This is a genomic window from Paractinoplanes brasiliensis (genome assembly GCF_004362215.1).
GTDB lineage: Bacteria > Actinomycetota > Actinomycetes > Mycobacteriales > Micromonosporaceae > Actinoplanes > Actinoplanes brasiliensis.
On sequence record NZ_SNWR01000001.1, the window covers coordinates 3,797,500 to 3,820,526 of the forward strand.

Consider the following 23,027-nt stretch of genomic DNA (forward strand, 5'->3'; position numbering starts at 1 on the left):
TTGATCGGTAACCGGAGCGACATTCTGAGAGTTATCCGAGGTTCTGGTCGCGCGATCCGGCCCGCACCAGCCCGGACTCGTACGCGAAGACCACCGCCTGCACCCTGTCCCGCAGCCCGAGTTTCATCAGCACGCGGGCCACGTGGGTCTTGACCGTGGCCTCGCCGACAGTGAGCGCGGCGGCGATCTCGCCGTTCGACAGGCCCCGGGCCACCAGCCGCAGCACCTCGGCCTCGCGCGGGGTCAGCTCGCTCAGCTCGGCCGGCGGCCGCGGGCCCGGCTGACCGGCGAAGGCCGAGATGACCCGGGTCGTGATGGCCGGGTCGAGCAGCGCCTCACCGGCCGCGACGACCCGGATCGCGGTGATCAGGTGCTCCGGCGACGACACCTTGAGCAGGAACCCGCTGGCCCCGGCCCGCAGCGCCCGGTACAGGTTCTCGTCGGTGTCGAACGTCGTCAGCATGATCACCCGTGGCGGGTGCGGGGACCTGAGCAGCGCGGCCGTGGCGGCCAGCCCGTCCTGCCGGGGCATGGCGATGTCCATCAGCACGACGTCGGGCCGGACCCGGCGGGCCAGCGCCACCGCCTCCACCCCGTCACCGGCCTCACCCACGACCGTGATGTCCGGTTCGGTCTCGATCACCATGCGCAGGCCGGCCCGGACCATCCGCTGGTCGTCGGCGATCACGACGTTGATGCTCACGCGGCCGCCGTCACCGGCAGGGGCAACCGGGCCCGTACGGCGAAACCGCCCTCGTCGACCGGGCCGGCCACCAGTTCGCCGCCGAACAGGGCCGCCCGTTCCCGCATGCCGATCAGGCCCTGGCCGCCGCCGCTCACGGACGCCTTCCGGCCGTCGTTGACCACTCGCAGGCGCAGCCCGTCGTCGTGGAAGCCGACGGTCACGACGACCCGGGCCGGCCCCGCATGCCGCAGCACGTTGGTCAGCGCCTCCTGCACGATCCGGTACGCGGACACGTCGATCGCCGGCGGCACCGGCACCGGCTCACCCTCGCGGCGTACGGTGAGCTCCAGCCCGGCCTCGCGGACCTGCGCGAACAGGTCGTCCAGCCGCTCCAGCCCGACCGGTGGCTGCGCGCTGTCGGCGCCCTCGCCGCGCAACAGGCCCAGCGTGCGGCGCAGCTCGCCGACCGCGTCCCGCCCGGACGACTCGATGCTCTGCAGCAGCTCACGGTCGACCGGCAGGCCCGCGTCCAGCCGCCGCCGCACCACCCCGGCCTGGATCACCATCACGGTCACGCTGTGCGCCACCATGTCGTGCAGCTCGCGGGCGATGCGTACGCGCTCCTCCATGACCGCCTCGCGGGCGTGCTGCTCGCGGATGGCGGCCCGTGCCGAGGCGGCGTCGGCGCTGCGCCGGGCCTGCACCGACAGGGCGACCCCGAGCACGTACGGCGCGAGCGGGAAGAAGATCGCGGCCATCGGATCGCCCGGGTTGTTGATCAGGTAGACGGCGAAGGTCAGCGCCACCATGACCGCCCCGATCAGCCCGCGGCGGCTCTCGCGCGACGGCGGCACGTACCGCCCGACCGTGTACAAGATGATCATCACGCCGACGAGCTGCCACAGGCGGAAATTGACCGTCTGCTCACCGGCGATCACGGCCGGCTCGTAGAAGAACGGCAGCGGCTCGACGATGTGCGGGGCCAGGGCGAGCAACGGCACGAACCGGCGCACCAGCACCAGGCCGGCCGAGACCGCCAGCACGAGCGGCCACCACCGGCCCGGCATGCCGATCAGGAACTCCTCGGCCAGCGCGAACAGCACAAAGCCGCCGGTCAGCGCGAGATCGGTGGGTCGCAGCCGCATGAGACGAATCTAGGGGTCACGGGCCCGCGCCGAACCCACCTCGAGGATGACGGCGTCTCCGCCGCGCGGGGGACAACAACTCATTCCGCGTACGGGTTACCGCGCGGCCCACCGTCCCTACCTTCGGCTGCCATGAACATGTGGCGTAAGGCAACGGCGGCCGGCCTGGTGCTGGCGCCGATCGCGTTGGCGGTGTCGACCGGCATCGACCCGGCGTTGGGTGAGGACCAGAGTTACGGGATCTATCGGGAGCACCCGGACGCGACGCAGTGGCACTCGCTGCTGCTGCACTGGGCCTGGGTGCTCTATGTGCCGGCCCTGCTGGGGCTGCTCGCGCTGGTGCGGCGGCGCGGCTTCGCCCTGGCCGTGGTGGCGTGGGTGGCGACGGTGTTCGGGCTGGTGACGTTCTCGGCCCTGATGGCGTTCGACTTCGGGCTGCTCAGCCTGGAGCAGCAGCCCGGTATCACCGACGCGCAACTGACCGCGTACGACGATCGGATCGCCGCGATGAGCTGGGCGGTGTGGGGGTGGCAGATCCCCGGGATCGGCGGCTGGGCGGTGGCCCTGCTGGTCACGCCGCTGGCCCTGCGCCGGGCACGAGTGATCAACTGGTGGACCACGGGCCTGTTCCTGGCCGGGACGGCGCTCTATCTGATCTTCGCGATCTCGCCGGTGCCGGTGAACCTGACCGGGCCGATCGTGCTCATCGTGGCGGGTGTGCTGGCGGCGCGGACGGTGCTCGGTCACGAGCCCCCGCGGGACGAGCCGGACCGGTTCGGCGCGTTCCGGCGTACGGCGGGAATGGTCTGCCTGGTCGCGGCGCCGCTCTCGTTCGCGGTGGGAATGGCCACGGTGCCGCCCGCGCCGGAACTCGAGCACCCGGGACTCTGGGAGGCCAGCGCGTTCTTCCTCCACCTGGCGTGGGTGCTGTTCGTGCCGGCGGTGCTCGCGGTGGCCGCACGCGGCGGCCGGTTCACCCGCGTCGTGTCCGGGCTCGCGGTGCTCGGCCTGATCAACTTCAGCGCGCTCATGTTCGGCGACTACATGGACCTGGCGGCGCGGCAAACCCTGGGGGAGGCGGTGGCCGATCGGGCGCAGGAACTCAGCGGGGGCTACGCCACCTTCTCGCTCGGCTGGGTGCTGCCCGGGATGGTGCTGACGTTCCTCGGGCTGATCCTGGTCGCGGTCGGGGCGGCGGTCGACGGGCTCGTGCGCTGGTGGGTGCCGGTGATCGTGGGGGCCGGGTTCGCCGGGTTCTTCCTGTTGGGACTCGGGCCGGTCGGTGTGGTCGGGCCGCTGATCCTCGTGGGCGGCTTCGGACTGATCGCGACGGCGCTACGGCGTACGGGGGAACCGGTTTTGGTGTGATCTTTGTTCTGGGCGCCGGGCTCGGAGTGGCGGCTCCGAGCCCGGCCGGGCTGGGGTCTCGGTGGGGCCCTTTCGACTCGCCCGGGCGTGGGGCGGGTTCGGGGCTTTCGATTCACCCGGGCCGGTGGGCAGGGTCTCTCGACTCGCCGGGTGCGCGGGTGGGCTTCGGGCCGGGCCGGTTTCGTGCCCGGACGGTACGGTCGGGGGAACACCGCCCACGCCCCGGAGTCCGCCGCGATGACGAGCCCCGATCCCGCCTCGAACCCGCTGTCGAAGCTCGCCACCGCCGGCGAGCGTCTCGGGTGGATCTTCAACGACCGTAACCTGTTCCGGCAGGCGTTCGGCGAACCACCGCCGCAGCGCGCGCCGATCGACCCCGAGCTGCGGGAACGCCTCACCCGAGCCGAACGCGGACGGGTCAGGCGCATCCTGATCCTCCTCGGCGCCGGGGTCGGCCTGGCCGTGCTGATCGGCTGCTGCGGCGGCATTCTGACCCGCGACAACGACGGCGCGCGGGCGCTCGTGCTGTTCATGACAGGACTGTGCTTCCTGGCCGGCACGGCGGGCGCGATCCTGGCCGGCATCATGCCCACGCTGGCCCGCAAGTCCATTTCGGACGCCGAGGAGAAGGCCCAGGCGTCGTGCGCGGTGGAGTACGCCGCGTGGGACAGCCGGCGGTCCTGGCACGACCAGCAGCAGCAGGCCCTGGTCGACGAGATGCCGGAGTGGTCGGCGGCCACCCCGTCGCCGGGCACCCGTCGGATCGACGTCGTGGGCGGGACCACGTACGGGTGGGAAGCGGTTCTGACGGTCTTCGGCGGGTCACTGCTGGCCACCCGGGGGCGCATGGTGCTGGCCGACTTCACCGGCGAGGCGTTGTCGGGGGAGCTCATGCAGCTCGCCTCGACAACCGGGCGGTCCGTGCGCGAGGTGGTGCTGCCGGCGCAACTGGCCGAGTTCGACCTGGTGGCGGGGCTGGAGCCGGCCGAACTGGTCGACGGTCTGGTCGAAGCCATGTACGGCGACGTGCCGGGCGGCGGCAACCGGGCCGAGCGCTCGCAGGACGCCCTGCTGCTGAACCAGATCGCGGACATCCTCGCCCCGTCGCTGACCATGGGCCGTCTGCTCGCAGCCATGCGCGTGGTCTCGGGTGGGTCTTCCGTCAGCCCTTCTCCTGCCAACCCCCATTCCGCCGGCTTCGCACTTCCCACGGGACAAATCGGATTTGTCGGCGCCGAGCTGGAGCGGCTGGCGGCCATCAAGGCGGAAGAGGCCCGCGTACGCCGGATTCTCGCGTTTCTGCATCCGCTCGCGTCGATGGGCAGCACCCCCGCCACCACCGCCCCGGCCGACCTCACCTGCCTGGTCGCCGAGCACGGTGGCGGACGAGCCCAGCACGAGCTGCTCAAGGACCTGATGGTGCAGTGGCTGAGCCACCAGGTACGCCGCGAGGCCGCGCCGATCGGCTCGCTGGTGCTGCTCGGCGCCGACGAGATCGATCACCGCGCCCTGGAGCGGCTGAGCACCCTGTGTGAACGGCGCGGCATCCGGCTCGTATTGTTCTTCCAGCACCTGCGGGCCGAGACGCTGCGGACGATCGGCGGCGGCGAGGTCGCCCTGATGCGGCTGGGCAACCACCAGGAGGCGGCGCAGGCGGCCGAGTTCGTCGGGCGTGGACACAAGTTCGTGCTGAGCCGGCTGACCCGTTCGCTGGGCGGCGAGGAGACGCACACCGTCGCGGACACGGTCGGCGAGTCCGAGACGAAGGGCGGCACCAAGGGCGAGCGCGCCTCCCGGCATGGGCTGCGGCGCTACACCAGCACCAACTGGAGCAAGACCCGCAACTGGAGCCAGACCGAGTCGACCGCCAACGGCACGAACTGGAGCAACGCGGCCTCGGCCGAGCGCGTCTACGAATACGTGCTGGAGCCGCGCGTCCTGCAGGACCTTCCCGAGTACGCGATGGTGCTCGTCAAGAACGAGGGGCAGGGCTCGGTGGTGCAGGCCGTCGAGGTGGATCCCGCGATCGTCACGCTCCCGCGCGTCTCGATGACACCCCTCGGAAGGCAGGCGCCCCCGGCGCAGTGGGGGACGATCACCGACGCGCCGGACCGGTCGACTCCCGGATTATCAGCTCCGTAGCCAGCTCGACGTGCAGGGCGTCCAGCCGGTGATGGTCGAGCAGCCGGACCAGCAGCCCGACGGCGATGCGGCCCATCTCGGCCAGCGGCTGGCGCACAGTGGTCAGCGGCGGACGGGTGGCCTGGGCCAGGTCGATGTCGTCGAAGCCGGCGATCGACAGGTCTTCGGGCACCCGCAGCCCCAACCGGTCCGCCGCGGCCATCGCCCCGGACGCCACCTTGTCGTTGAAGGCCACCAGCGCGGTCGGCCTGTCCGGTTCGGAAAGCAGCTGGCGCGCCGCCTCGAACCCGAACCGGACGGTCGGCTCGCCGGCGACGACCAGCCCGGGGTCGAGCAGCATCCCGGCGTCGGCCAGGGCCGAGACGTGCCCGGCGCGACGGGCGTTGCCGGCGAGCCAGTTGTCCGGCCCGGCCAGCAACCCGATCCGCCGGTGACCGAGCCCGGTCAGGTGCGCCGTGAGGCTGCGCGAGCCCGCGAAATGTGACGCGGACACCGCGGCGATGTCGCGGGGGACGTCCTCCCGCGGGTCCACGATCACGAACGGGAAGCCCGCCGCCTGCAGGGCGATCAGCTCGTCGCCGGGTTCGGGCGGCAGTACCACGATCGCGCCGCCGATGCCCGGACGGGTGGGCAACGTCGGCAGCACCCGGTTGTGCTGGGCGGCCTCGCCCGCGTTGAGCACGACCTGCCGGCCGTGCAGGTCGAGCGTCTCGGCGATCGACGACACGATGAGTCCGAAGTAGTCGGTCAACACGTACGGGCAGCGCAGGAAGACCGCGCCGGCGCGGGCCGGTCGTCGTCGCGGGCCGCGGCCGCCCAGCTCGCCGATGGCCTGCTGCACCAGCTCACGGGTGGCGGGCGAGACATGCTCCTGGTCGTTGAGCACCCGCGAGACCGTGGCGATCGACACGCCCGCATGGGCCGCGATGGCGCGAACGGTCGGTCCGTGGGTCACCACCGAAGCATAGACATCGACGGATCTGCATTGCTTCGGACGGCCTGATGGAAGCGCCGGCCGAGCCCGCGGTTCGCGCCCGTGACGAGGAAATCCCCGCGCCGGATATGCTGAACCTGACGTTGACGTCAGAGGGAGGTCATGGTGCGCATCGGTGAACTGGCCGAACAGGCCGGCGTGAGCGTGCGGGCGTTGCGCTACTACGAGGAGCAGGGTCTTCTCACCGCCGAACGCAGCTCCAGCGGCCAGCGGCACTACGCCGAGGCGGCCGCCGAGCGGGTGCGGCTCATCCAGATGCTCTACGGCGCCGGGCTGACCAGCCGCACCATCGCCGGCCTGCTGCCCTGCGTCGACGCCCAGGTCAGCACCCCGGAATCGCGTGCCCTCCTGGCCGCCGAGCGGGACCGTATCAACGCCCAGATCACCGAGCTGACCAAGACCCGAGACCGCCTGGACGCCGTGATCGAAGCCTCCACCGCGCCCGAGAACGGCTGCGTCGTCGCTCACGCCCCGCACGGCCTGGCGGCTGCCACCGGGATTTAGCACACGCCAGGACGCCGCGCTGACAATCGGCAAAACGCACCCTTGATGAGCGCTTTCCGACCCAAACCGCAGTTTGTCGGGTTTGGGTCGTTCTAGCGTGAGCGCTAATGACTGAGACAACCACGTCCGGCGTACGGCCGGCGGCCCATGCGGTCGCGGGCCGGTCCGAGCGGTTCCGCCCCGACATCGAGGGCCTGCGAGCCGTGGCTGTCGTTCTCGTCGTGCTCTTCCACGCGGGTGTGCCCGGCCTGGCCGGCGGCTTCATCGGCGTCGACGTCTTCTTCGTCATCTCCGGATTCCTGATCACCTCGCTGATGCTGCGCGAGGTACGCCGCACCGGCCGCCTCTCCCTCGTCGGCTTCTACGCCCGCCGCGCCCGCCGGATCCTCCCGGCGGCGGCGTTGGTGCTGGTCACCACATTGCTGGCCAGCTATCACCGGCTGGGTTTCCTACGCGGCGACGAGATCTCCGAGGACGTGATCTGGTCGGCCCTGTTCGCCGCGAACTTCCGTTTCGCCGCCCAGGGGGTCGACTACCTCGCGGCGCAGGACGCTGTCTCGCCCGTACGGCATTTCTGGTCCCTCGCTGTCGAGGAGCAGTTCTATCTTGTCTGGCCGGCCGCGATCGTCCTGCTGATCTGGCTCGGATTCCGCTGGGCGATCGGATATTGGCTGGCCGCCGCGGTGGCCGTCTCGCTGGCCTTCTCGATCTGGCAGACCGGCACATGGTCGTACTTCTCGCCGCTCACCCGCGCCTGGGAGCTGGGCGCCGGATGTCTGCTGGCCCTGGCCGCGACCCGGCTCGACCGCATCCCCCGCCGCCTCGCCACCGCAATGGCCGGCATCGGGTTGTCGCTCATCGTCATCGCCGCACTCACTTTCGACGAGACAACACCCTTTCCTGGGTACGCCGCCACGTTGCCGGTGGTCGCGACAGTGCTCGTGCTGGCCGGTCGGGGCGACTCGGTGCTCGGCCGCCCGCCCCTGGTCTGGTTGGGCCGGTTGTCGTACTCGTTCTATCTGTGGCACTGGCCGGTGCTGGTGATCGCCGAACAGGCTTACGGGGAAACGCTTCCTGCCGTCACCCGGGTGCTGCTCGTGCTGGGGTCGCTCGGCCTGGCCGTCGTGACGTACTTCGCCGTCGAGGACCCGTTCCGGCGCAGCCGCAGCTTGCGTCGCTCCGACGTGCTGACCCTGTCGATCGCCGCCTGGTTGATCGTCGCGCCGCTCGCCGTCGCACGGTGGAAGACGTCCACCTCGCCCGCCGCCGACCCGGGCCGGAGCGCCGAACATCAACCGCGACTAGGAGCGCCGGCGCATGCCCAGCAGCCTTGAGTTCACCCGTACGTTCCGTCTGGCGCTGCTGGTGGCGCTGCTGTCCGTGCTCGCCGGGTGCACTGTCGCCGTGCCGCCGCCCCCGCGTGTCGAGCCGACGCCACCCGCGCCCCGGATCGCGCTGAGCGAGGTGCTGGCCGCCGTGGCCAAGGCTCCCGCCCGGCGCGAACTGCCCGCCGACCTCACCCCTTCGCTGGCCACCACGGCCGAGGACATCGGCTTCGACAATGAGAAATGCGAGGCCGGGCCCACTGCCGACAGCGTGGAGGCGTGCGTTTTCGGGGACCGGGCCAGTGCCGTCGACGTCGTGCTCTACGGCGACTCGCACGCCGGGATGTGGCTGCCCGCGTTGACCCAGATCGCCGACCGGAGGCATTGGCGACTGTGGTTCTACGGCAAGCCGGGCTGCCCGGCGGTTGCGATGACCATCTGGAACCAGCCCGAGCAGCGCGTCTTCGACGAGTGTTCCCGGTTCCGCGACTTCGTCGAAAGACAGATCACCACCGTACGGCCCGAGCTGGTGATCGTGACCAACGAGAGCTTCTCGCAGAAGCGGGACAACGGGCGGCTGATCACGCCCGGCGAGTGGACGGACGGCCTCACCCGAACCCTGCGTACGGTGGGAAGGTCTGCCGCCGATGTCGTGGTGCTGGGCAACACTCCGGTTCTGGACGAGAGCGCCCCCGAGTGCCTGGCCGCCCACCAGACCAACATCTCGCGCTGCTTCACGACTCGCAAGGCGGCCACCGCCCGTACGTGGAACGAGGCCGACGAGGCAGCGGCCCGGAAAACCGGCTCCGGTTACATCTCGGTGCTGCCGTGGCTGTGCACCGCTATGTGCTCCCCGGTGATCGGCAACGTCACCGTCTATCGCAACCGGTTCCACCTGACCGGCACGTACGCCCGGATGGTGAACGGCGTCCTCGAGGACGAGCTGCTGAAGCGCTTCCCCTCGAACGCCGTTCCCTAGAGCTTTGTCAGCGGCGGCGGCGACGCCGGAGCAGTGTTGCCGCCGCCGCAGCGCCCGCGAGCAAGACCCCTCCGGCGACGGCCAGCGGCATCGGCCGGCGCTCCCGGAGCTTCCCGTCGGCGTCCGTACGGCCGACGAACTGCTCCTTCGTCTCGGCGGCGTGCTCGGCCACCCGGGACGCGGTCTCGGCCGTCGACTGCTTGACGTGCGTCAGGCCCTCGGCCGCCGATCGCGTCTTCTCGGCGGCAGCCTCCTTGAGCTGCGCGGTCTTCTCCGCCGCGGCCTGCTTTTTCTCCGTCACCGCGTTCTTGACCTGGGCCTTCACGTCGGCCTTGGCCGCCAGGGCGGACGCCGTCCCGGCGAGCTCGGCCCGCGTCCCGGCGATGTCCTCGCGAACCTCGTCCTTCGACCTGGTGTCGCTCATGAGCGCCGTCCCTCCTGGAAGGCCGCCTTCACGGCTTCCACGTCACGCTTGCCGCTCTCCATCGCCTCGATCGGCTCCGGCGGCACCGCCCGCTTGACCTGGTTCTTGCCGATCAGCGCCGCGACCCCGGCCGCGGCGAACAGCACCACGGTCACGATCAGCGCGGCCGCCCATACGGGCAGGATCAGGGCCAGCAGTGCCCCGATCGTCACGAACAGCGCGGCCAGCCCGTACAGGGCGATCACGCCCGCCCCGCCCAGCAACCCGGCGCCGGTGCCCGCGCGCTTGCCCTTCTCGACCATCTCCATCCGGGCCAGCGTCAGCTCGTCCCGGACCAGTGTCGTCACCTGCTCGCTCAACTGGTTGACCAGCTGGCCGACCGGCTGTTGCTCGGTATGCGTCGCCATCAGTGAGCTCCCTTCGTCCGACGCTCACTTACCCGTCAGAAGCGGGGATAACCCCAGCTCAACGGCTTATGACCCGATCTCGCTGACCTGAGCGAAGGGGCGGTCGTTGTGCCACGTGGCGTGGATGATGAAGCTGTGGCCGGTCTCGTTGAAGTAGACCGCCAGGTTGTCCGGCGTGTCCTGAACCTTCTGCACCTGCCACCCGTCGGCCGGGGTCGCGGTCACCAGCTGCACCACCGCGTCGGAAGTCACCCGGATGACCGCCTGCCCGCCCTCGACCCGGAAAGACCGCACGTACGTCCGTTTGCCGTCGCCGGCGGTGGTGACCGTCCAGCCGTCCTCGGTGGTGGTCGGTGGGGCGGTGTTCGCGGGCGGCTTCGGCGCGGTGGTGGTCGGGCGCGGCGGTGTGGTCGTGGTTGTCCTGGTCGCCGTGGGCCGGGGCTTGGTGGCCGTACCGGTTCCGGCGCCGGGCGTCGGCGTGGTGCTCGTCGGCGCCGGGGCAGTCGCGCTCGGTAACGGCGCGGGGAAGTCGCCGGCATCGGAGGCGGGCAGCTGCGCCAGCGCCCTGTCCTCCGGCGCGTTGGTGCGCAGCACCGGCAGCAGGGCTACCGAGGCCAGCACGATGCTCGTCGCGGTGGCGGCCAGCCACCCCGCGATCGGCGTCCAGCGGGAAGATCGCACGAGGACATCGTCTCATCTGCCCCTATGGTGTACGCCATGGCGATGATCCTGCTGGTCGAGGACGACCGCATCATCACGGCGGCGCTGTCCCGCGCGCTGACCGACGCCGGTCACGTCGTGCGACCGGTGGGACGGGCCGCCGACGCTCTCAAGATCGTGACGGATGAGCGTCCCGACCTGGTCATCCTCGATCTCGGGCTGCCCGACATCGACGGCACGGACGCGCTGCGGATGATGCGCTCGGTGTCCGACGTGCCGGTCATCGTGGCCACCGCCCGCCGCTCCGAGGCCGACATCATCAGCCTGCTCAGCGCGGGCGCTGACGACTACGTGACCAAACCGTTCTCGGGCGGGCACATCCTGGCCCGCATCTCGGCGGTGCTGCGGCGCTCGCGGGCGGCCACCACCGAGGCGCCGAGCGCGATCACCGTGGGCGACTTGATGATCAACCCGCGTCAACGCCGGGCCGAGCTGCGCGGCGAGCCGCTGCAACTGACCCGCCGCGAGTTCGACGTGCTGGCGTACCTGGCCGAGCGGGTGGGCCAGGTGATCAGCCGGCGCGAGCTGATGAACGAGGTCTGGAACCAGGCCCGCATCGGCGAGGAACAGACCATCGACGTGCACATCTCGTGGCTGCGCCGCAAGCTTGGCGAGACCGCCGCCCAACCCCGGTTCCTGCACACCGTACGCGGGGTCGGGGTCATGATGGTCGATCCGCGATGAGGTGGGCGCTCAACCGGCTGGCCCTCGCCATCACCTCGATGGTCGCGCTCGCCTTCCTCGTGCCGCTGGCCGTGGCGACCCGGCAGATCGCGCACGACCGGGCCGTCAGCGACGCCCGTCAGCAGGCCACCTCGCTGGTCACCGTGCTCGGGGTGGACGCCGACCCGACCCTGCTGACCAACGCCGTGGCCAGCACGACGGCGGGCAGCGAGGGCCGGCTCGCCGTGCACCTGCCCGACTTCGCCGCGATCGGGGTCTCGCACACGACCGCCGCCCAGATCACCATCGCCTCGCAGGATCGCCGTTCGGCCCTTGCCCCCGTCGACGACGGCCTGGTCTACCTGCAGCCGACAGTGCTGACCGACGGCCGTACGGTGATCGTCGAGGTTTTTGTGCCCGACACCGAACTCACCCGTGGGGTGTGGGCGGCCTGGTTCGTGCTCGGCGGCCTGGCGATCGGGCTGGTGGCGGGCTCGATCCTGTTCGCCGACCGGCTCGGCAGCCGGCTCGTCCGCGCCACCCGGGAACTGGCCGGATCGGCCCGGCGGCTCGGGGCGGGCGAGTTGCAGACCCGGGTCGAACCACACGGTCCCCGCGAGCTGCGCGACGCCGCGAACGCCTTCAACACCATGGCCGACGACCTGAGCAGCCTGCTCGAACGCGAACGAGAACTCGCCGCCGACCTGTCCCACCGGCTGCGCACCCCGCTGACCGCGCTGCGGCTGGACGCCGAGGCGATGCCGCCCGGCCCGATCGGCGAGCGGATGCGCCAGGCCTGCGACCTGCTCGACGAGGAACTCGAGGCGATCATCAAGGGGGCGCGGCTGGGGGTGGCGGCCCGCGGCAAGGAACAGACCGACCTGGTCGAGGTGCTGGCCGACCGGCTCGCGTTCTGGTCGGTGCTGGCGGAGGATCAGGAACGGCCGTGGCAGGTGGTGGGCGGCGACGAACCGGTGCTGCTGCCGATCCCGCGCAGCGAGCTGATCGGGGTGGTCGACGCGATGCTCGGCAACGTCTTCTCGCACACCCCCGAGCGGGTCGCGTTCCGGGTCAGCGTCTCACCCGCGGGCCTGCTCGTCGACGACGCCGGCCCGGGCATCGCCGACCCCGCCAAGGCCGTGCAACGCGGGGTCAGCGGGGCCGGATCGACCGGGCTCGGCCTCGACATCGTGCGCCGCGCGGCCGAACAGGCGGGCGGCGAGATGGTGATCGCCCGCAGCCCGCTCGGCGGCGCCCGGGTCGGTTTCCACCTGCCGGCGCCGGCCCGTCCCCGCCGGAGCCGTCGCACGGTTTCATGATTGTTTTCGGGGCCTTTAAGGCTCTGTTATGGAACCTGCCCATAGCGTCCCCGCCGTAACTGCCGCGACGAGACAGTACGGAGTGAGCCGACATGCGCAGGAAGATCGCCTACCCTTTGGTCGCCCTCGGAATGACAGCGGGCGCAACGGTGGGTGTCGTCTCACCCGCCTCGGCCCACGGGTACGTGTCGTCGCCGCCGAGCCGCCAGGCGCTGTGCGCGTCGGGCAAGGTCGCCGACTGCGGCGCGATCCAGTTCGAGCCGCAGAGCGTCGAAGGGCCCAAGGGGCTCAAGTCCTGCGACGGCGGGCTCGCCGGGTTCTCGGTGCTGGGTGACGAGTCGCGCAACTGGCCGGCCACGACGGTCGGCTCCTCGGTGCAGTTCAGCTGGGTGCTCACCGCCCGCCACCGCACCTCGACCTGGGAGTACTACGTCGGCGGGACCAAGGTGGCGACGATCGACGACGGCGGCGCGCAGCCTGCCGCGGTGGTGAACCACACGATCAACCTGAGCAAGTTCCCGGGACGGCAGAAGGTGCTGGCCGTGTGGAACATCGCGGACACGCCGAACGCGTTCTACAACTGCGTCGACCTGAACGTGGGCGGTGGCGGTAACACCCCGGCCGAGCCCACCAAGCCCCCGACCGCTGCTCCGACCAAGGCGCCGACGGTTGCTCCCAAGCCGACCACTCCCCCCGCCGCCCCCGCCGCCCCCGCCGGTGGCTCCTGGGCCGCCGGAACGGCGTACAAGACCGGTGACGTGGTGACCTTCAACGGCGCCAAGTACCAGTGCCGCCAGTCGCACACCGCGCTCAGCAGCTGGGAGCCGTCGATCTACACGCTCGCGCTGTGGCTGCCGCTGTGAAGCGCCGGCTGATCGCCGCCGCCCTGGTCGCTCCGTTCGTCCTCGGGGCCTGCGGGACCGCTCGTGTTGCCGACCCGGACCCGGCAGGCCAAGCAACGGTTGCGGCCGAGGCGGTCGCCGAGATCAAGGCCGGGGACGACTTCAACGACACCGACGTGATGTTCCTGCAGATGATGGTCTTCCACCAGAAACAGGGCCTGCAGATGACCACGACCGCCGTCAAACGGGCCCGGAACCCCGAGCTCAAGGTCCTGGCGCAGGCCATCCAGGCCACCGAGAAGGACGAGCTCGCCATGGTCGAGTCGTGGCTCAAGGGCTGGGGCAAGAAGACCGACGTCGACCAGGCGCCCAGCCTGCACGCCGACCACGGCGGTCTGCCCGGCACCGGAGCGGCCGAGATCAAGGCACTGACCACGGTCAAGGCGGCCTCCTTCGACACCGCGTTCCTCAACCTCTTCCTCGCCCACCAGCACCAGGCGATGGAGATGTCGAAGATCGAGAAGACCGGTGGCAAGAACGAAGAGGCCAAGAAATTCGCCGTACGGGTGCAGCAGTCCCGCCAGGGCGAGATCCAGCAGATGCTCAAGCTGATGAACGGATAAACCGGTCCCAGTTGCCATTCGGTAGCGCGGCTCCGTCGGAGCGAAGGCGCTCCCGGCCACTTCCCGAACAAACAGAGGACGCCGACCGACGGCGTCCTCTGTTTTGGGGGGTGCCGCCGCCTTGGCTCCGATGTTCGCTCCACTCCGAGTGCGCAATTTCCGACTCTGGGCCGCCGCCGACCTGGTGTCGGTCGGAGGCACCTGGATGCAGGTGCTGGGGCTGAACTGGCTCATCCTCTCGGCGACCGGCTCGGCCGCCACCATGGGCATCGTCGTCATGCTGCAGTCCCTGCCCGTGCTGCTGCTGGGCAGCTGGGGCGGCGCCCTGGCCGACCGCCTGCCGGCCCGCCCCATGCTGATCGCGTTCCAGGCGTTGCGGGCCGTTCTCGCCCTGACCCTGCTCCTGCACGGCGGCGTCTGGATGATCTACGCCGTCGCGCTGGCCTCCGGCGTGATCGGCTCGTTCGAGGGCCCCGTACTGGGCCGTTTCGGTTCGGCCCTGGTCCCGAAGGAATCCCTGGGCTCGGCCCTGGCGCTGGGTTCGGTGCTGTCGTCGGCCGGCCGCATCGGAGGCATGGCCCTCGGCGGCGTGCTGGTCGGGCTGACCGGCCCCGGCGTGCTGTTCGGCATCAACGCCGCGTCCTACCTGGCCGTGATCGCCGCCCTGGCCCTCATGCGTACGGGCGAGATGCGCGCCCTGCCCGTCGCGGCCCCCTCGGAACGCGGTGTGGTCGCCGGCCTGCGATACGTCCTGGCCCAGCCCGTGGTCCTGATCGTGCTGACCCTGTCGTTCCTGCTGGGGGCCCTCGGCCGCAACTACCAGGTCTCCATGGCGGCGATGGTGGCCGGCCCGCTGAACGGCACCTCCGGCTCGTACGGCCTGCTCTCCACGGTCTTCGCCATCGGCGCCGTCCTCGGCGGCCTCCTGCTGGCCGGTTCCGGCCGCTCCACCCTGCGGGTCCTACTGGCCACCGGCTTCATCATCAGCGTCCTGCAGTTCACGTCCGGCCTGGCCCCCAACGTCCTCGGCTTCGCCGCCCTGATCCTCCCCATCGCGGCCGGCGCCGTCATCTTCGACACCGTCGTAGCCACCCGCATCCAACTCGACACCCGCGAAGACATGCGCGGCCGCGTCCTGGCCACCCTCGGCCTGGTCTCCTCCCTCTCCGGAATCGTCGGCGCCCCGCTGGTGGGCTGGCTCTGCGACGCCGCCGGCCCCCGCGAAACCTTGCTCCTGGCGGGCGCGGTGACCACCGTGGCAGCCCTCACGGGGGCGGTCGCCCTGGCCCGAGTGAAGGGCCTGGCCCTGCCGACGTTCCGCCGCCCCGTCCCCCAACCCGCCTGACCTGAGTGCCGCCTCCCGATGCCCGGCCGGCTCTCGCCGACCGGGCATCGCCGTGCTGCGACCTGGCGACACGGAAAGCATCAGCCGACCGTCGAACTCGGCTGTCCGAGGGTCCGTACCCGGATGGGATCTTGCGGCATGTTCGTGTTCTTTTCCGCGTCGTCGTCCGTACGGAGGTGTTTCCTGTTCAAAGATGACCACATCGGTCCTGGGAGCGGTGATCGGTGCGCGGCCTGCCGACCAGCCATGCTGGTTAACATGCCGGCTAGGAACCGGTGGGGGAGAGCTGAGGGAACATGTCGACTCAAGATCCGCGTATGGAAAGTGCCTGGAACACGTACCGGAACTTTCTCGACAACGCGCCACCGCATCAGGTCACTCAAGATCTGCGGAATCTGTTCGTCCCAGACGACCTGATCAATGAACTGATCAGGCGGCACGATATCGAGTCGACCAAGTTCGTCAGTTTGAAGGAGCCGCTCAGCGTCGGGCGGGAGAATGCCGTCAAGTGGTACGCGGGTCCGCGCAGCGACGACAAGAACTGGCCCGCATATCGATCCCACCTGCAGAAAAGCCTCGACAACGACGCCATCAAAAAGATCAACGATGCCTCGGACAAGGTCGTGGCGATGCTCGACCACCCGGCGACGGCGAAGTTCAACTCGCGTGGTTTGGTCGTCGGTCATGTCCAGTCCGGAAAGACCAGCAATTTCACCGCGGTGATCGCCAAGGCTGCTGACCGCGGCTACCGGATGTTCATCGTGCTTTCCGGTGTGCACAACGCTCTCCGTCGGCAGACGCAGGCACGCCTCATTCGGGACATAGTCAATCTGAACCCGCCGTTGTGGCACCAGATCACGAAGCTCGAGCACGACTTCATGCCGTTGCCGAACCCGGCCGCGCTGCTGACCGCCAAGGATCAACATCTCCTCCTGGTGGTCAAGAAGAACGCCGTTGTGCTGCGCAAGCTCAAGAAGTGGTTGAGAAGCGCGCAGGCTCACCTGCATAACTGCCCCGCACTCCTGATCGACGACGAGGCGGATCAGGCCACGATCGCGACCCAGAGCATCAACCCGTTGATCAACGGAGTTATTAACAGCCTTCCTCGGGTCTGCTACGTCGGATACACGGCTACGCCGTTCGCGAATCTGCTCGCCGACCCGGTCAAGGACGACTCGTTCTATCCTCGCGACTTCATCCTCAGCCTGCCACGGAGCGAGGACTATCAAGGTCCCGAGAAGCTTTTCGGCCGTGCGGCGCTCGACGGTGAGGACCCGGCAACAGCGCCGGGTGGCCTCGACATGATCCGTAACATCCCGGACGACGAGGTCGTTGAGCTGCGACCGGCGTCGCGGGGGGACGCGGCGTCGTTCGAACCGGCCATTACGCCGTCGTTGCGGCGAGCCGTGCTGTGGTTCTGGCTGGCAACGGCCGCGCGGAGGGTGCGGTCCGGCAAGACCGATCACTCCTCCATGCTGATCCACGCGCATTCCGACACGAGAGTGCACGACTCCTATGGGCCGCCGCTCCACCGCTTCCGCCGTGAGGTGCTGGCTGATTTGGCCGAACCGGACTCACGCTTTCTGGCCGAGATGCGTGACCTCTGGGCCGCGGAATCCGAGCGGGTTCGAGCCGTCGAGATGGGCGAGAAGCCGCTCGTGATCGACGACGTCCTGGACGTCGTCCTGGACGTCGTCGACGCCACCAAAATCATCATGGACCACTACCGGAGCACGGACCGGCTGGACTACGAGTCCGAGCCCAAGCCGGTGATCGCGGTCGGCGGCAACACTCTGTCGCGTGGCCTGACCCTGGAAGGCCTGGTGGTCAGCGTCTTCGTCCGGTCCTCGGACGTCTACGACACCCTGCTGCAAATGGGCCGGTGGTTCGGCTACCGACCCGGCTACACCGACCTGCCCCGCATCTACATGCCGGCCGAGATGCGTCGGTGGTTCGCTCATCTGGCGACGGTCGAGGCAGAAATGCGGATCGAGATCGATCGACTGCTCGAGGAGCACAAGACCCCGATGGAGTTAGCAGTCCGGATCCGGTGCCATCCGAAGATGCGCGTCACTGCGCCGAGCAAGGAGAAAGCAGCGGTCCGAGCGGCTGCCGCGTACGGCGGCGCGCTGGTGGAGAGTCGGTACTTCCCGACCGTTCCGGCCGAGACAGCCAAGAGTTGGCTCGACGAGAACTCAAAGGCCGTCCAGGCCCTGCTCAGCGCATCGGTCGAACACGGTCGCTACGTGAGAGTGGACGACGGAAAGTCGCTCTGGCGGGAGGTGCCCACCGAGGAGATCGTGGCTTTCGTTGATACTTACAGATTCCACGCGATGTCCACCGACGCCCCAGGAAAGCTGATGTCGGCCTACATCCGTAAGCGCCGGGACAACGGCGGGCTGTACTCGTGGAACGTCGCAGTCGTCGGCAACCGGCCCCGCGACGTGGGAAAGACCGTCAATCTGCCGGACGGACGCAAGGTCGGTCTGGTCATGCGTACTCGGACGGCGGCGAGTCGTGGCGACGACATCGCGGACATCCGTACCCTCACCGGTCCGCGGGACGAGGGGCTCGACCTCGCCCTGGACCCGAACGAGTCGGTGAACCGTACGAAGCTGAAGCGAGAGAGGTCGAAGCAGCAGCCTGAGCGGGGTCTGGTGCTGCTGTATCCGATCGACGCGAAGTCCACGCCGGCGCCGGTGCAGCAGAGGACCGCGGAAGGTGTTTCCAAACCGGCCCGACAGCAGGACAGGGCGCCCTTGGCGGCACCCGGCGAAGTCGTCTGGGGCGTTGCTCTGGTATTCCCCGACCCGAGCAAGGGCCAGGACGTTCTGGTCGAGTACGACTACGTCGCCGCCGACCTCTCGAAGGTCTTCCCGACCGCGACCGATGAGGAGCCCGAGGACGTATCCGTCTTCGAGCAGGATCTCGACAGCGTCGAGGCGGAGCCGGCGCCATGACTGCCGGAGGCGGCGAGCAGGCGCTCGAACTGCGCAGGACCTTGGAGAAGCTGTGGCAGGAGGTCGCGTCCGAGGTGCCCGCTACCGACGAAGATGCCTTGGCGAGCGCGGAACTGGCCCTCTACGCCGCCGAAGGTCCACTGCGGCTGGCCGTCGACCGTCTCGGCCATCGGCATCTGCTGGTCCCCACGGTGGCCGACCGCGGGACCGTACCGGAGTGGCGCAGCGAGGGCGTTCAACTTCGCCCGGTGACCAAAATCGTCGACGACGAACCCGTGGGGTTCCTGGATCTGGAATGCCGTCGGGACGATCTGAACGGCGTCTACACCGGTCTGGTAGCCGATGTCTGTGTCGCGGTCGCCAAGGACGCGCGGATCTCCGGTCTCCGGCTCATCGAAATGTTGGAGTCCTGGCGGGAACTTCTGGGAGGAAGCCATCGGGATTGGACCGTGCCACGGCTGGCCGGGCTCTATGGCGAACTCGCGATCCTAGAGCTTCTGCTCCGCCTGGACCCCGCGGCTACCGAGGCCTGGGTTGGACCAACAGGCGCTCCGCAGGATTTCCGTCGCCGTGCAGGCGCCTTGGAGGTCAAATCGTCCACGGCGGCGGTGGGGCGGTTGGTTCGCGTTCATGGCGTCGACCAGTTGGAGACGCCGGTGGGCGGAACCCTGTCGTTGATCTGGTCGAGGTACGCGGCCGTGCCGCACGGAGAGGGTGACAGCATCCCCTCGATCGTCGAGCGTTGCCTCGCCGGGGCGAACTCGGCCCTGCTTCTTGGGCTGCTGGATCGGATGCGGCTCCCGTCGTTCAACTCCCCCGAGCTGCGTGACGTGGGCTTCACGTTCGTGGAGCGGAGCGTCTACGACGTGGGACCAGACTTCCCGCGCATCACTCCTGATCGATTCATTGGAGGTGCCGTGCCGGCAGGGGTGCAGGCTGTCGAGTACATGGTCGACCTGGACACGGTCCCGTCGACGGAAGATGACCTGATCAGAGTCCTCGGCCGCTTCCTGGAGTCCGAATGAGCACACCGACCTGGTACGCCCAACCGTTCCGGCCGGACGGCGGCATCACCGCTGAGGGCCTCCGCAACCAGTTGGGTCGACCGTCCCTCTCGGTGCTGACGGTCCTGGTGCGGGAGTCCGCGCAGAACAGTTGGGACGCCAAACAGGGTGGCGATGTCGACTACCAACTCGACCTTGTGACGGTCTCGCCGGCACACCGGCAGGCCTGGGTGCAGTTTCTGGTGCCCGGGGTACCGAACGACTCGTCGTTGGGCCGATCGCTGCCGGAGGTGCTGCGCAGTCAGAGCATCCGCTACCTCGCCGTGTCGGACCGCGGAACGACCGGGTTGGGTGGCCCCACACGATCCGACGTCCATGCCGAGCCGAACAAGCGGGCGTGGTTGTCGTTCGTCCTGAACAGCGGTGAGAAGCAGGACGTCGACGGCGGTGGCGGCACGTACGGGTACGGCAAGGGCGCATTCTTCCTTGCCTCCCGGGTCGGGACCGTCCTGATCTACACGAGGTTCCGGGACGAGGCTGGTGGCCTTCGGTCGCGACTCATCGGGTCGTCCTTGCTGAGCTCGGTGACCGTCGACGAAGTGCCGTACACCGGTCGTTACTGGTGGGGCCGGCCGAGCGAAGGTCACTGTGAGCCGCTGAAGGACCAAGACGCCGACATGGTTGCTCGTGCCCTGGGTTTGCCGGACTTCCGCGGCGAGGAGACGGGCACCACGGTGGTGGTACTTGATCCGAACCTCGCCGATCCCTTGGTGGAGGATCTGACCGAGATGACGGTGGAGGATGCCGGCAGATTCCTGGCCGATGCCGCCGCTTGGAACCTGTGGCCGCTCACGCTCGAAGACCGGGACAGTCGGCTTCGTATTGCCGTCACGGCGCACGGAGCACAGATGGAGGTTCCCAGCGAGCGGACCGACGCCGTACTGGCCAACTTCGCCGCCGCGTATCGGGCGATGCGGACGACAGCCGAGCCGAACATTCGCTGCGGCAACCCTAAGAAGATGCTCGGCCGGTTCGGCTATGTCGACACCTTCGGCGCAAAGGTCATCTCACCGGCCGCGCAGGAACTCGGCCTGAGCGGGTCGCCGCATCATGTCTGTTGTATGCGTAGACCTGACCTGGTCGTTCAATACCTCGAACAACCCGCCAAGGCGCATCCGGACGTGGGCTACGCGGGGGTGTTCAAGGTCGAGGACGATCTCGACGCCGTCTTCGCCAAAGCCGAGCCACCCACTCATGACGCCTGGATCGACGCGCAGCTCGCAGGACGGGAGGCCACTTTTGTCCGGGTCTACCGACGGCGGCTCAACGAGGAAAGCGCGAAGATCGTCGGACCCAAGGCGCGCGAGGCAAAGGTTGTCGGCGTGCCGGTCGGACCGGTCGCGCAACGCCTTGGTTTTCTGCTGGCCGGAATCGGCGGCACCGGTGCGGCCGAGACCGTCCCGGTGAACTCCACCGTCGACCCTCCCGCCTGGTCGGGTCCACCACAGCAGCCAGGTGGTTCAGGGGATCCGGCCGGATCGAGGAACTCGGCTCCGAGCGTCGGCGGTAGGAAGCGGCAGCGTCCCGTGCTCGTCGGCCGGCCGATGTTCCGTTCGCGCGGCGGCCGACACATGCTGGCGCAGAAGGTGCGCATCTTCGCCGGCACCTCAGTTCGCGGTACCGCCACCGTGATCACGGGTGACGGAAGCGCCGAGACCGCCGGCCCCGTGGGAAGTGCGCAACCGCAGATCATCGGATGGAGCCACCAGAACATGATCCTGGGTGGTGAGATCTTCGTGGCAGGGGCGGAGTCCGTGGAGGTCGACCTTTTGATCTCGGCGGTCGAGGACGCGGCGATCGACATCGGGGTGGAGGTGGTGCCCTGATGGCCGTCCGGGCCTACCCCTACCGCGTCACGGTCGAACACGTCATTCCGACGCCGTGGATCTCGCTCGACACCGGAGCCGAGATGGGCGAACACGTCGAGTCGTGGGATTACAGCTCGGTATTGCGCGTGCAGCGCCGAGTCGAGGTCGACCTCACGTCGCTGTTGAGTGAGTGCGGGCTTCCGTCGACCGCACGAGCGGCACTCAGCGTGCGCTATTGGCCGGTTACCTCCTTGATCCGGCACACCGCCGTGCACCTTCCTCTGACCGATCCCGATCCGACGGGCAAGGTGCTCGCCGTGCTCACCGCCGAGGTGCCGGGCGCCGAACTAGCGGGAGCTGTGACGCTCGAGACATCCCTGGTGCTGGTCCAGGCGCCGGTGGACGCCGTCGAACCCTTCGTCGCACGACGGCCGGGCAGTGTGCTGTGGCGCGACGAGAGAACAGTTCGTCTGGAAGGCACCGCCGGCCTACTCCCGGTCGCACCGGTCAGCTTCAAGGAGCAGGGACTGCCTGAGCAGGCGGCCTGGTACGTGAGTCTCGACTCCGCCGATTGGATGAGCGCTGCTATGGGCAGCCTGCTCGTTCTCCTCAACGACGACAATCCGGCGGTGCGCAAGGCGGTCGAGCAGCCGGATGAACCCGATTCGGCAGTCGTGCTGCAGGCGCTCATGATCGACGTTGTTTGTGACTTGGTCGGCCGAGCGTTGATGGACGAGGAGTTCCCGAGCGACGCGGTTCGCCGCGGCCGCGCCTCCGAGATCTCGACCGCGGCCTTGGTGCAAGGATTGATCGGAGGGTTCCTCAGCATGCCGTCCGAGTCGCTGCCCGACGCGGTGAAAAGGCTGCGTGACGAGTGGCAACGGGATCCGTCGAGGGTGCGGGCCCGTGCACAGAGCGGCCTCAACTTCTTGGGGCGCCGCTCATGAGCACTCTCTATCCACGGCTGCTCCCGAACGAGACGGAGAAGCTGTTCAATGCGATGAGAGGAAAGACGCCCGAGGCGCTTCGGGAAAGCGCGCAGTCTGCCTCCGGTCACGCCGTGTTCGCAGCCACCGGGGGCACACGAGTCACCCGCGACGAATTGCGGGTGCTTGCGGCGGAGCTGGAGAAGATCGCGGTGGCCTACGGCTATCCGAACTCCGGAGACGTCATCGAATTCGACCGAGCGGCCGCCCGTCACCTGCACCAGCACACCGGCATGACGCCGGGAGAGGCCTCCCAACGCCAGGTCTGGGCTTTCCTTGCGCTGGTTCTGGTCCCGCACATCTGCGCCTGGCGATTCCCGATGAAGAGCGACGGAACGTACGCCGTGGACCGGTTCAAGGGCTCGGACCTGACGAGGCACACTCTTGGTCGGCTCTGGACCAGGGCGTACGTTCTGCACGACCCCGCGTCCGCGAGTCCCTACGGGCTGCTGGACGAGCTGGGCGAGGCCGACCTGGACCAGATCATGGCTCGACGCCGTGCGTTGGCCGCCACGCCGTCTCTCGTACGAGCTGTCGTCCGAGCACACGCCGAGGATCGCGACAACGGCGAGGTGCCGGCGAGGGCAGTGCTGCGGGACTCACTGCAACGCATTCTCCGACTCACGGCGTTCCTCGATCTCGATTGGATGCCCGAGGACCACCTGCTCGAGTTGGTTCGTGAGCAGCGTGTGGAGTCGCGGAAGAACCTCGCAGTAGCGTGATC

General features: G+C 69.2%; 21 protein-coding genes. 15 read left to right on the forward strand and 6 right to left on the reverse strand.

Features of this window, described 5'->3' with window-relative positions:
• Positions 1 to 31: 31 nt before the first annotated feature.
• Both C8E87_RS16970 and C8E87_RS16975 read right to left on the reverse strand, forming a co-directional pair.
• A complete protein-coding gene (locus C8E87_RS16970; RefSeq protein WP_133874000.1) occupies positions 32 to 703 on the reverse strand; it encodes a response regulator in 672 nt (223 codons plus the stop codon).
• Positions 700 to 1,830, reverse strand: coding sequence for a sensor histidine kinase (locus C8E87_RS16975; protein WP_133874001.1), 1,131 nt, complete (start codon positions 1,828 to 1,830; stop codon positions 700 to 702). Before C8E87_RS16975 ends, C8E87_RS16970 begins: the two co-directional genes overlap by 4 nt.
• 132 nt (positions 1,831 to 1,962) lie before the next feature.
• Between C8E87_RS16975 and C8E87_RS16980 the strand changes: the two genes are divergently transcribed.
• The gene (locus tag C8E87_RS16980) at positions 1,963 to 3,198 is read left to right on the forward strand and encodes a hypothetical protein (protein WP_133874002.1); all 1,236 of its coding nucleotides are present in this window, start codon (positions 1,963 to 1,965) and stop codon (positions 3,196 to 3,198) included.
• Between the two features lie 237 nt (positions 3,199 to 3,435).
• Positions 3,436 to 5,340 (forward strand): hypothetical protein, encoded by a 1,905-nt coding sequence (locus C8E87_RS16985; RefSeq protein WP_133874003.1) that lies wholly within the window; start codon positions 3,436 to 3,438, stop codon positions 5,338 to 5,340.
• On the opposite strand, the gene C8E87_RS16990 is transcribed toward C8E87_RS16985, so the two are convergent.
• Positions 5,294 to 6,295: a LacI family DNA-binding transcriptional regulator gene (locus C8E87_RS16990; RefSeq protein ID WP_133874004.1), complete on the reverse strand. Its 1,002-nt coding sequence runs from the start codon at positions 6,293 to 6,295 to the stop codon at positions 5,294 to 5,296. The genes C8E87_RS16985 and C8E87_RS16990 overlap by 47 nt on opposite strands.
• A gap of 144 nt (positions 6,296 to 6,439) precedes the next feature.
• On the opposite strand from C8E87_RS16990, the gene C8E87_RS16995 reads away from it, so the two are divergent.
• The 3 genes from C8E87_RS16995 (at position 6,440) to C8E87_RS17005 (ending at position 9,142) form a co-directional block, all read left to right on the forward strand.
• Positions 6,440 to 6,838: a MerR family transcriptional regulator gene (locus tag C8E87_RS16995; protein ID WP_133874005.1), complete on the forward strand. Its 399-nt coding sequence runs from the start codon at positions 6,440 to 6,442 to the stop codon at positions 6,836 to 6,838.
• Positions 6,839 to 6,945: 107 nt separating this feature from the next.
• Positions 6,946 to 8,172 carry an acyltransferase family protein gene (locus C8E87_RS17000; RefSeq protein WP_133874006.1) on the forward strand — a complete coding sequence of 409 codons (1,227 nt, stop codon included), beginning with the start codon at positions 6,946 to 6,948 and terminating at the stop codon, positions 8,170 to 8,172.
• Positions 8,156 to 9,142, forward strand: a complete 987-nt coding sequence (locus tag C8E87_RS17005; RefSeq protein WP_133874007.1) for an SGNH hydrolase domain-containing protein — start codon at positions 8,156 to 8,158, stop codon at positions 9,140 to 9,142. The genes C8E87_RS17000 and C8E87_RS17005 overlap by 17 nt, the downstream gene beginning before the upstream one ends.
• Positions 9,143 to 9,149: 7 nt before the next feature.
• On the opposite strand, the gene C8E87_RS17010 is transcribed toward C8E87_RS17005, so the two are convergent.
• The 3 genes from C8E87_RS17010 to C8E87_RS17020 form a co-directional block, all read right to left on the reverse strand.
• Positions 9,150 to 9,566: a DUF3618 domain-containing protein gene (locus C8E87_RS17010; protein WP_133874008.1), complete on the reverse strand. Its 417-nt coding sequence runs from the start codon at positions 9,564 to 9,566 to the stop codon at positions 9,150 to 9,152.
• Positions 9,563 to 9,973 carry a phage holin family protein gene (locus C8E87_RS17015; protein ID WP_133874009.1) on the reverse strand — a complete coding sequence of 137 codons (411 nt, stop codon included), beginning with the start codon at positions 9,971 to 9,973 and terminating at the stop codon, positions 9,563 to 9,565. The genes C8E87_RS17010 and C8E87_RS17015 overlap by 4 nt, the downstream gene beginning before the upstream one ends.
• A 66-nt stretch (positions 9,974 to 10,039) precedes the next feature.
• Entirely contained in the window at positions 10,040 to 10,654 is a 615-nt protein-coding gene (locus C8E87_RS17020) for a DNA mismatch repair protein MutL (RefSeq protein WP_133874010.1), read from the reverse strand.
• Positions 10,655 to 10,690: 36 nt separating this feature from the next.
• On the opposite strand from C8E87_RS17020, the gene C8E87_RS17025 reads away from it, so the two are divergent.
• From C8E87_RS17025 to C8E87_RS17070, 10 genes are all read left to right on the forward strand, one after another.
• Entirely contained in the window at positions 10,691 to 11,377 is a 687-nt protein-coding gene (locus C8E87_RS17025) for a response regulator transcription factor (protein ID WP_133874011.1), read from the forward strand.
• Positions 11,374 to 12,675, forward strand: a complete 1,302-nt coding sequence (locus C8E87_RS17030; RefSeq protein WP_133874012.1) for a HAMP domain-containing protein — start codon at positions 11,374 to 11,376, stop codon at positions 12,673 to 12,675. The genes C8E87_RS17025 and C8E87_RS17030 overlap by 4 nt, the downstream gene beginning before the upstream one ends.
• Positions 12,676 to 12,767: 92 nt before the next feature.
• Positions 12,768 to 13,538, forward strand: coding sequence for a lytic polysaccharide monooxygenase (locus tag C8E87_RS17035; RefSeq protein WP_133874013.1), 771 nt, complete (start codon positions 12,768 to 12,770; stop codon positions 13,536 to 13,538).
• The gene (locus tag C8E87_RS17040) at positions 13,523 to 14,140 is read left to right on the forward strand and encodes a DUF305 domain-containing protein (RefSeq protein ID WP_239080213.1); all 618 of its coding nucleotides are present in this window, start codon (positions 13,523 to 13,525) and stop codon (positions 14,138 to 14,140) included. Before C8E87_RS17035 ends, C8E87_RS17040 begins: the two co-directional genes overlap by 16 nt.
• A gap of 148 nt (positions 14,141 to 14,288) precedes the next feature.
• Positions 14,289 to 15,485 carry an MFS transporter gene (locus C8E87_RS17045; RefSeq protein WP_239080212.1) on the forward strand — a complete coding sequence of 399 codons (1,197 nt, stop codon included), beginning with the start codon at positions 14,289 to 14,291 and terminating at the stop codon, positions 15,483 to 15,485.
• A 317-nt stretch (positions 15,486 to 15,802) separates the two neighbouring features.
• On the forward strand, positions 15,803 to 18,445 hold the full coding sequence (locus C8E87_RS17050) for a Z1 domain-containing protein (RefSeq protein ID WP_166661180.1): 2,643 nt from the start codon (positions 15,803 to 15,805) through the stop codon (positions 18,443 to 18,445).
• A complete protein-coding gene (locus C8E87_RS17055) occupies positions 18,442 to 19,470 on the forward strand; it encodes a PD-(D/E)XK motif protein (RefSeq protein ID WP_133874016.1) in 1,029 nt (342 codons plus the stop codon). The genes C8E87_RS17050 and C8E87_RS17055 overlap by 4 nt, the downstream gene beginning before the upstream one ends.
• Positions 19,467 to 21,335, forward strand: a complete 1,869-nt coding sequence (locus tag C8E87_RS17060; protein ID WP_133874017.1) for a hypothetical protein — start codon at positions 19,467 to 19,469, stop codon at positions 21,333 to 21,335. The genes C8E87_RS17055 and C8E87_RS17060 overlap by 4 nt, the downstream gene beginning before the upstream one ends.
• Complete coding sequence (locus tag C8E87_RS17065) at positions 21,335 to 22,264, forward strand: hypothetical protein (RefSeq protein ID WP_133874018.1); 930 nt, start codon at positions 21,335 to 21,337, stop codon at positions 22,262 to 22,264. Before C8E87_RS17060 ends, C8E87_RS17065 begins: the two co-directional genes overlap by 1 nt.
• The gene (locus tag C8E87_RS17070) at positions 22,261 to 23,025 is read left to right on the forward strand and encodes a DUF6339 family protein (RefSeq protein ID WP_133874019.1); all 765 of its coding nucleotides are present in this window, start codon (positions 22,261 to 22,263) and stop codon (positions 23,023 to 23,025) included. The genes C8E87_RS17065 and C8E87_RS17070 overlap by 4 nt, the downstream gene beginning before the upstream one ends.
• Positions 23,026 to 23,027: the final 2 nt, after the last annotated feature.

Excerpts from the sequence above, each read along its gene's own strand:
- C8E87_RS17050 (WP_166661180.1), top strand. The coding sequence starts at position 15,803 with ATGGAAAGTGCCTGGAACACGTACCGGAACTTTCTCGACAACGCGCCA.
- C8E87_RS17060 (WP_133874017.1), top strand. The coding sequence starts at position 19,467 with ATGAGCACACCGACCTGGTACGCCCAACCGTTCCGGCCGGACGGCGGC.
- C8E87_RS17025 (WP_133874011.1), top strand. The coding sequence starts at position 10,691 with ATGGCGATGATCCTGCTGGTCGAGGACGACCGCATCATCACGGCGGCG.
- C8E87_RS17065 (WP_133874018.1), top strand. The coding sequence starts at position 21,335 with ATGGCCGTCCGGGCCTACCCCTACCGCGTCACGGTCGAACACGTCATT.
- C8E87_RS17030 (WP_133874012.1), top strand. The coding sequence starts at position 11,374 with ATGAGGTGGGCGCTCAACCGGCTGGCCCTCGCCATCACCTCGATGGTC.
- C8E87_RS17000 (WP_133874006.1), top strand. The coding sequence starts at position 6,946 with ATGACTGAGACAACCACGTCCGGCGTACGGCCGGCGGCCCATGCGGTC.
- C8E87_RS17055 (WP_133874016.1), top strand. The coding sequence starts at position 18,442 with ATGACTGCCGGAGGCGGCGAGCAGGCGCTCGAACTGCGCAGGACCTTG.
- C8E87_RS16980 (WP_133874002.1), top strand. The coding sequence starts at position 1,963 with ATGAACATGTGGCGTAAGGCAACGGCGGCCGGCCTGGTGCTGGCGCCG.
- C8E87_RS17005 (WP_133874007.1), top strand. The coding sequence starts at position 8,156 with ATGCCCAGCAGCCTTGAGTTCACCCGTACGTTCCGTCTGGCGCTGCTG.
- C8E87_RS16975 (WP_133874001.1), bottom strand. The coding sequence starts at position 1,830 with ATGCGGCTGCGACCCACCGATCTCGCGCTGACCGGCGGCTTTGTGCTG.
- C8E87_RS17010 (WP_133874008.1), bottom strand. The coding sequence starts at position 9,566 with ATGAGCGACACCAGGTCGAAGGACGAGGTTCGCGAGGACATCGCCGGG.
- C8E87_RS17015 (WP_133874009.1), bottom strand. The coding sequence starts at position 9,973 with ATGGCGACGCATACCGAGCAACAGCCGGTCGGCCAGCTGGTCAACCAG.
- C8E87_RS17070 (WP_133874019.1), top strand. The coding sequence starts at position 22,261 with ATGAGCACTCTCTATCCACGGCTGCTCCCGAACGAGACGGAGAAGCTG.
- C8E87_RS16985 (WP_133874003.1), top strand. The coding sequence starts at position 3,436 with ATGACGAGCCCCGATCCCGCCTCGAACCCGCTGTCGAAGCTCGCCACC.
- C8E87_RS17035 (WP_133874013.1), top strand. The coding sequence starts at position 12,768 with ATGCGCAGGAAGATCGCCTACCCTTTGGTCGCCCTCGGAATGACAGCG.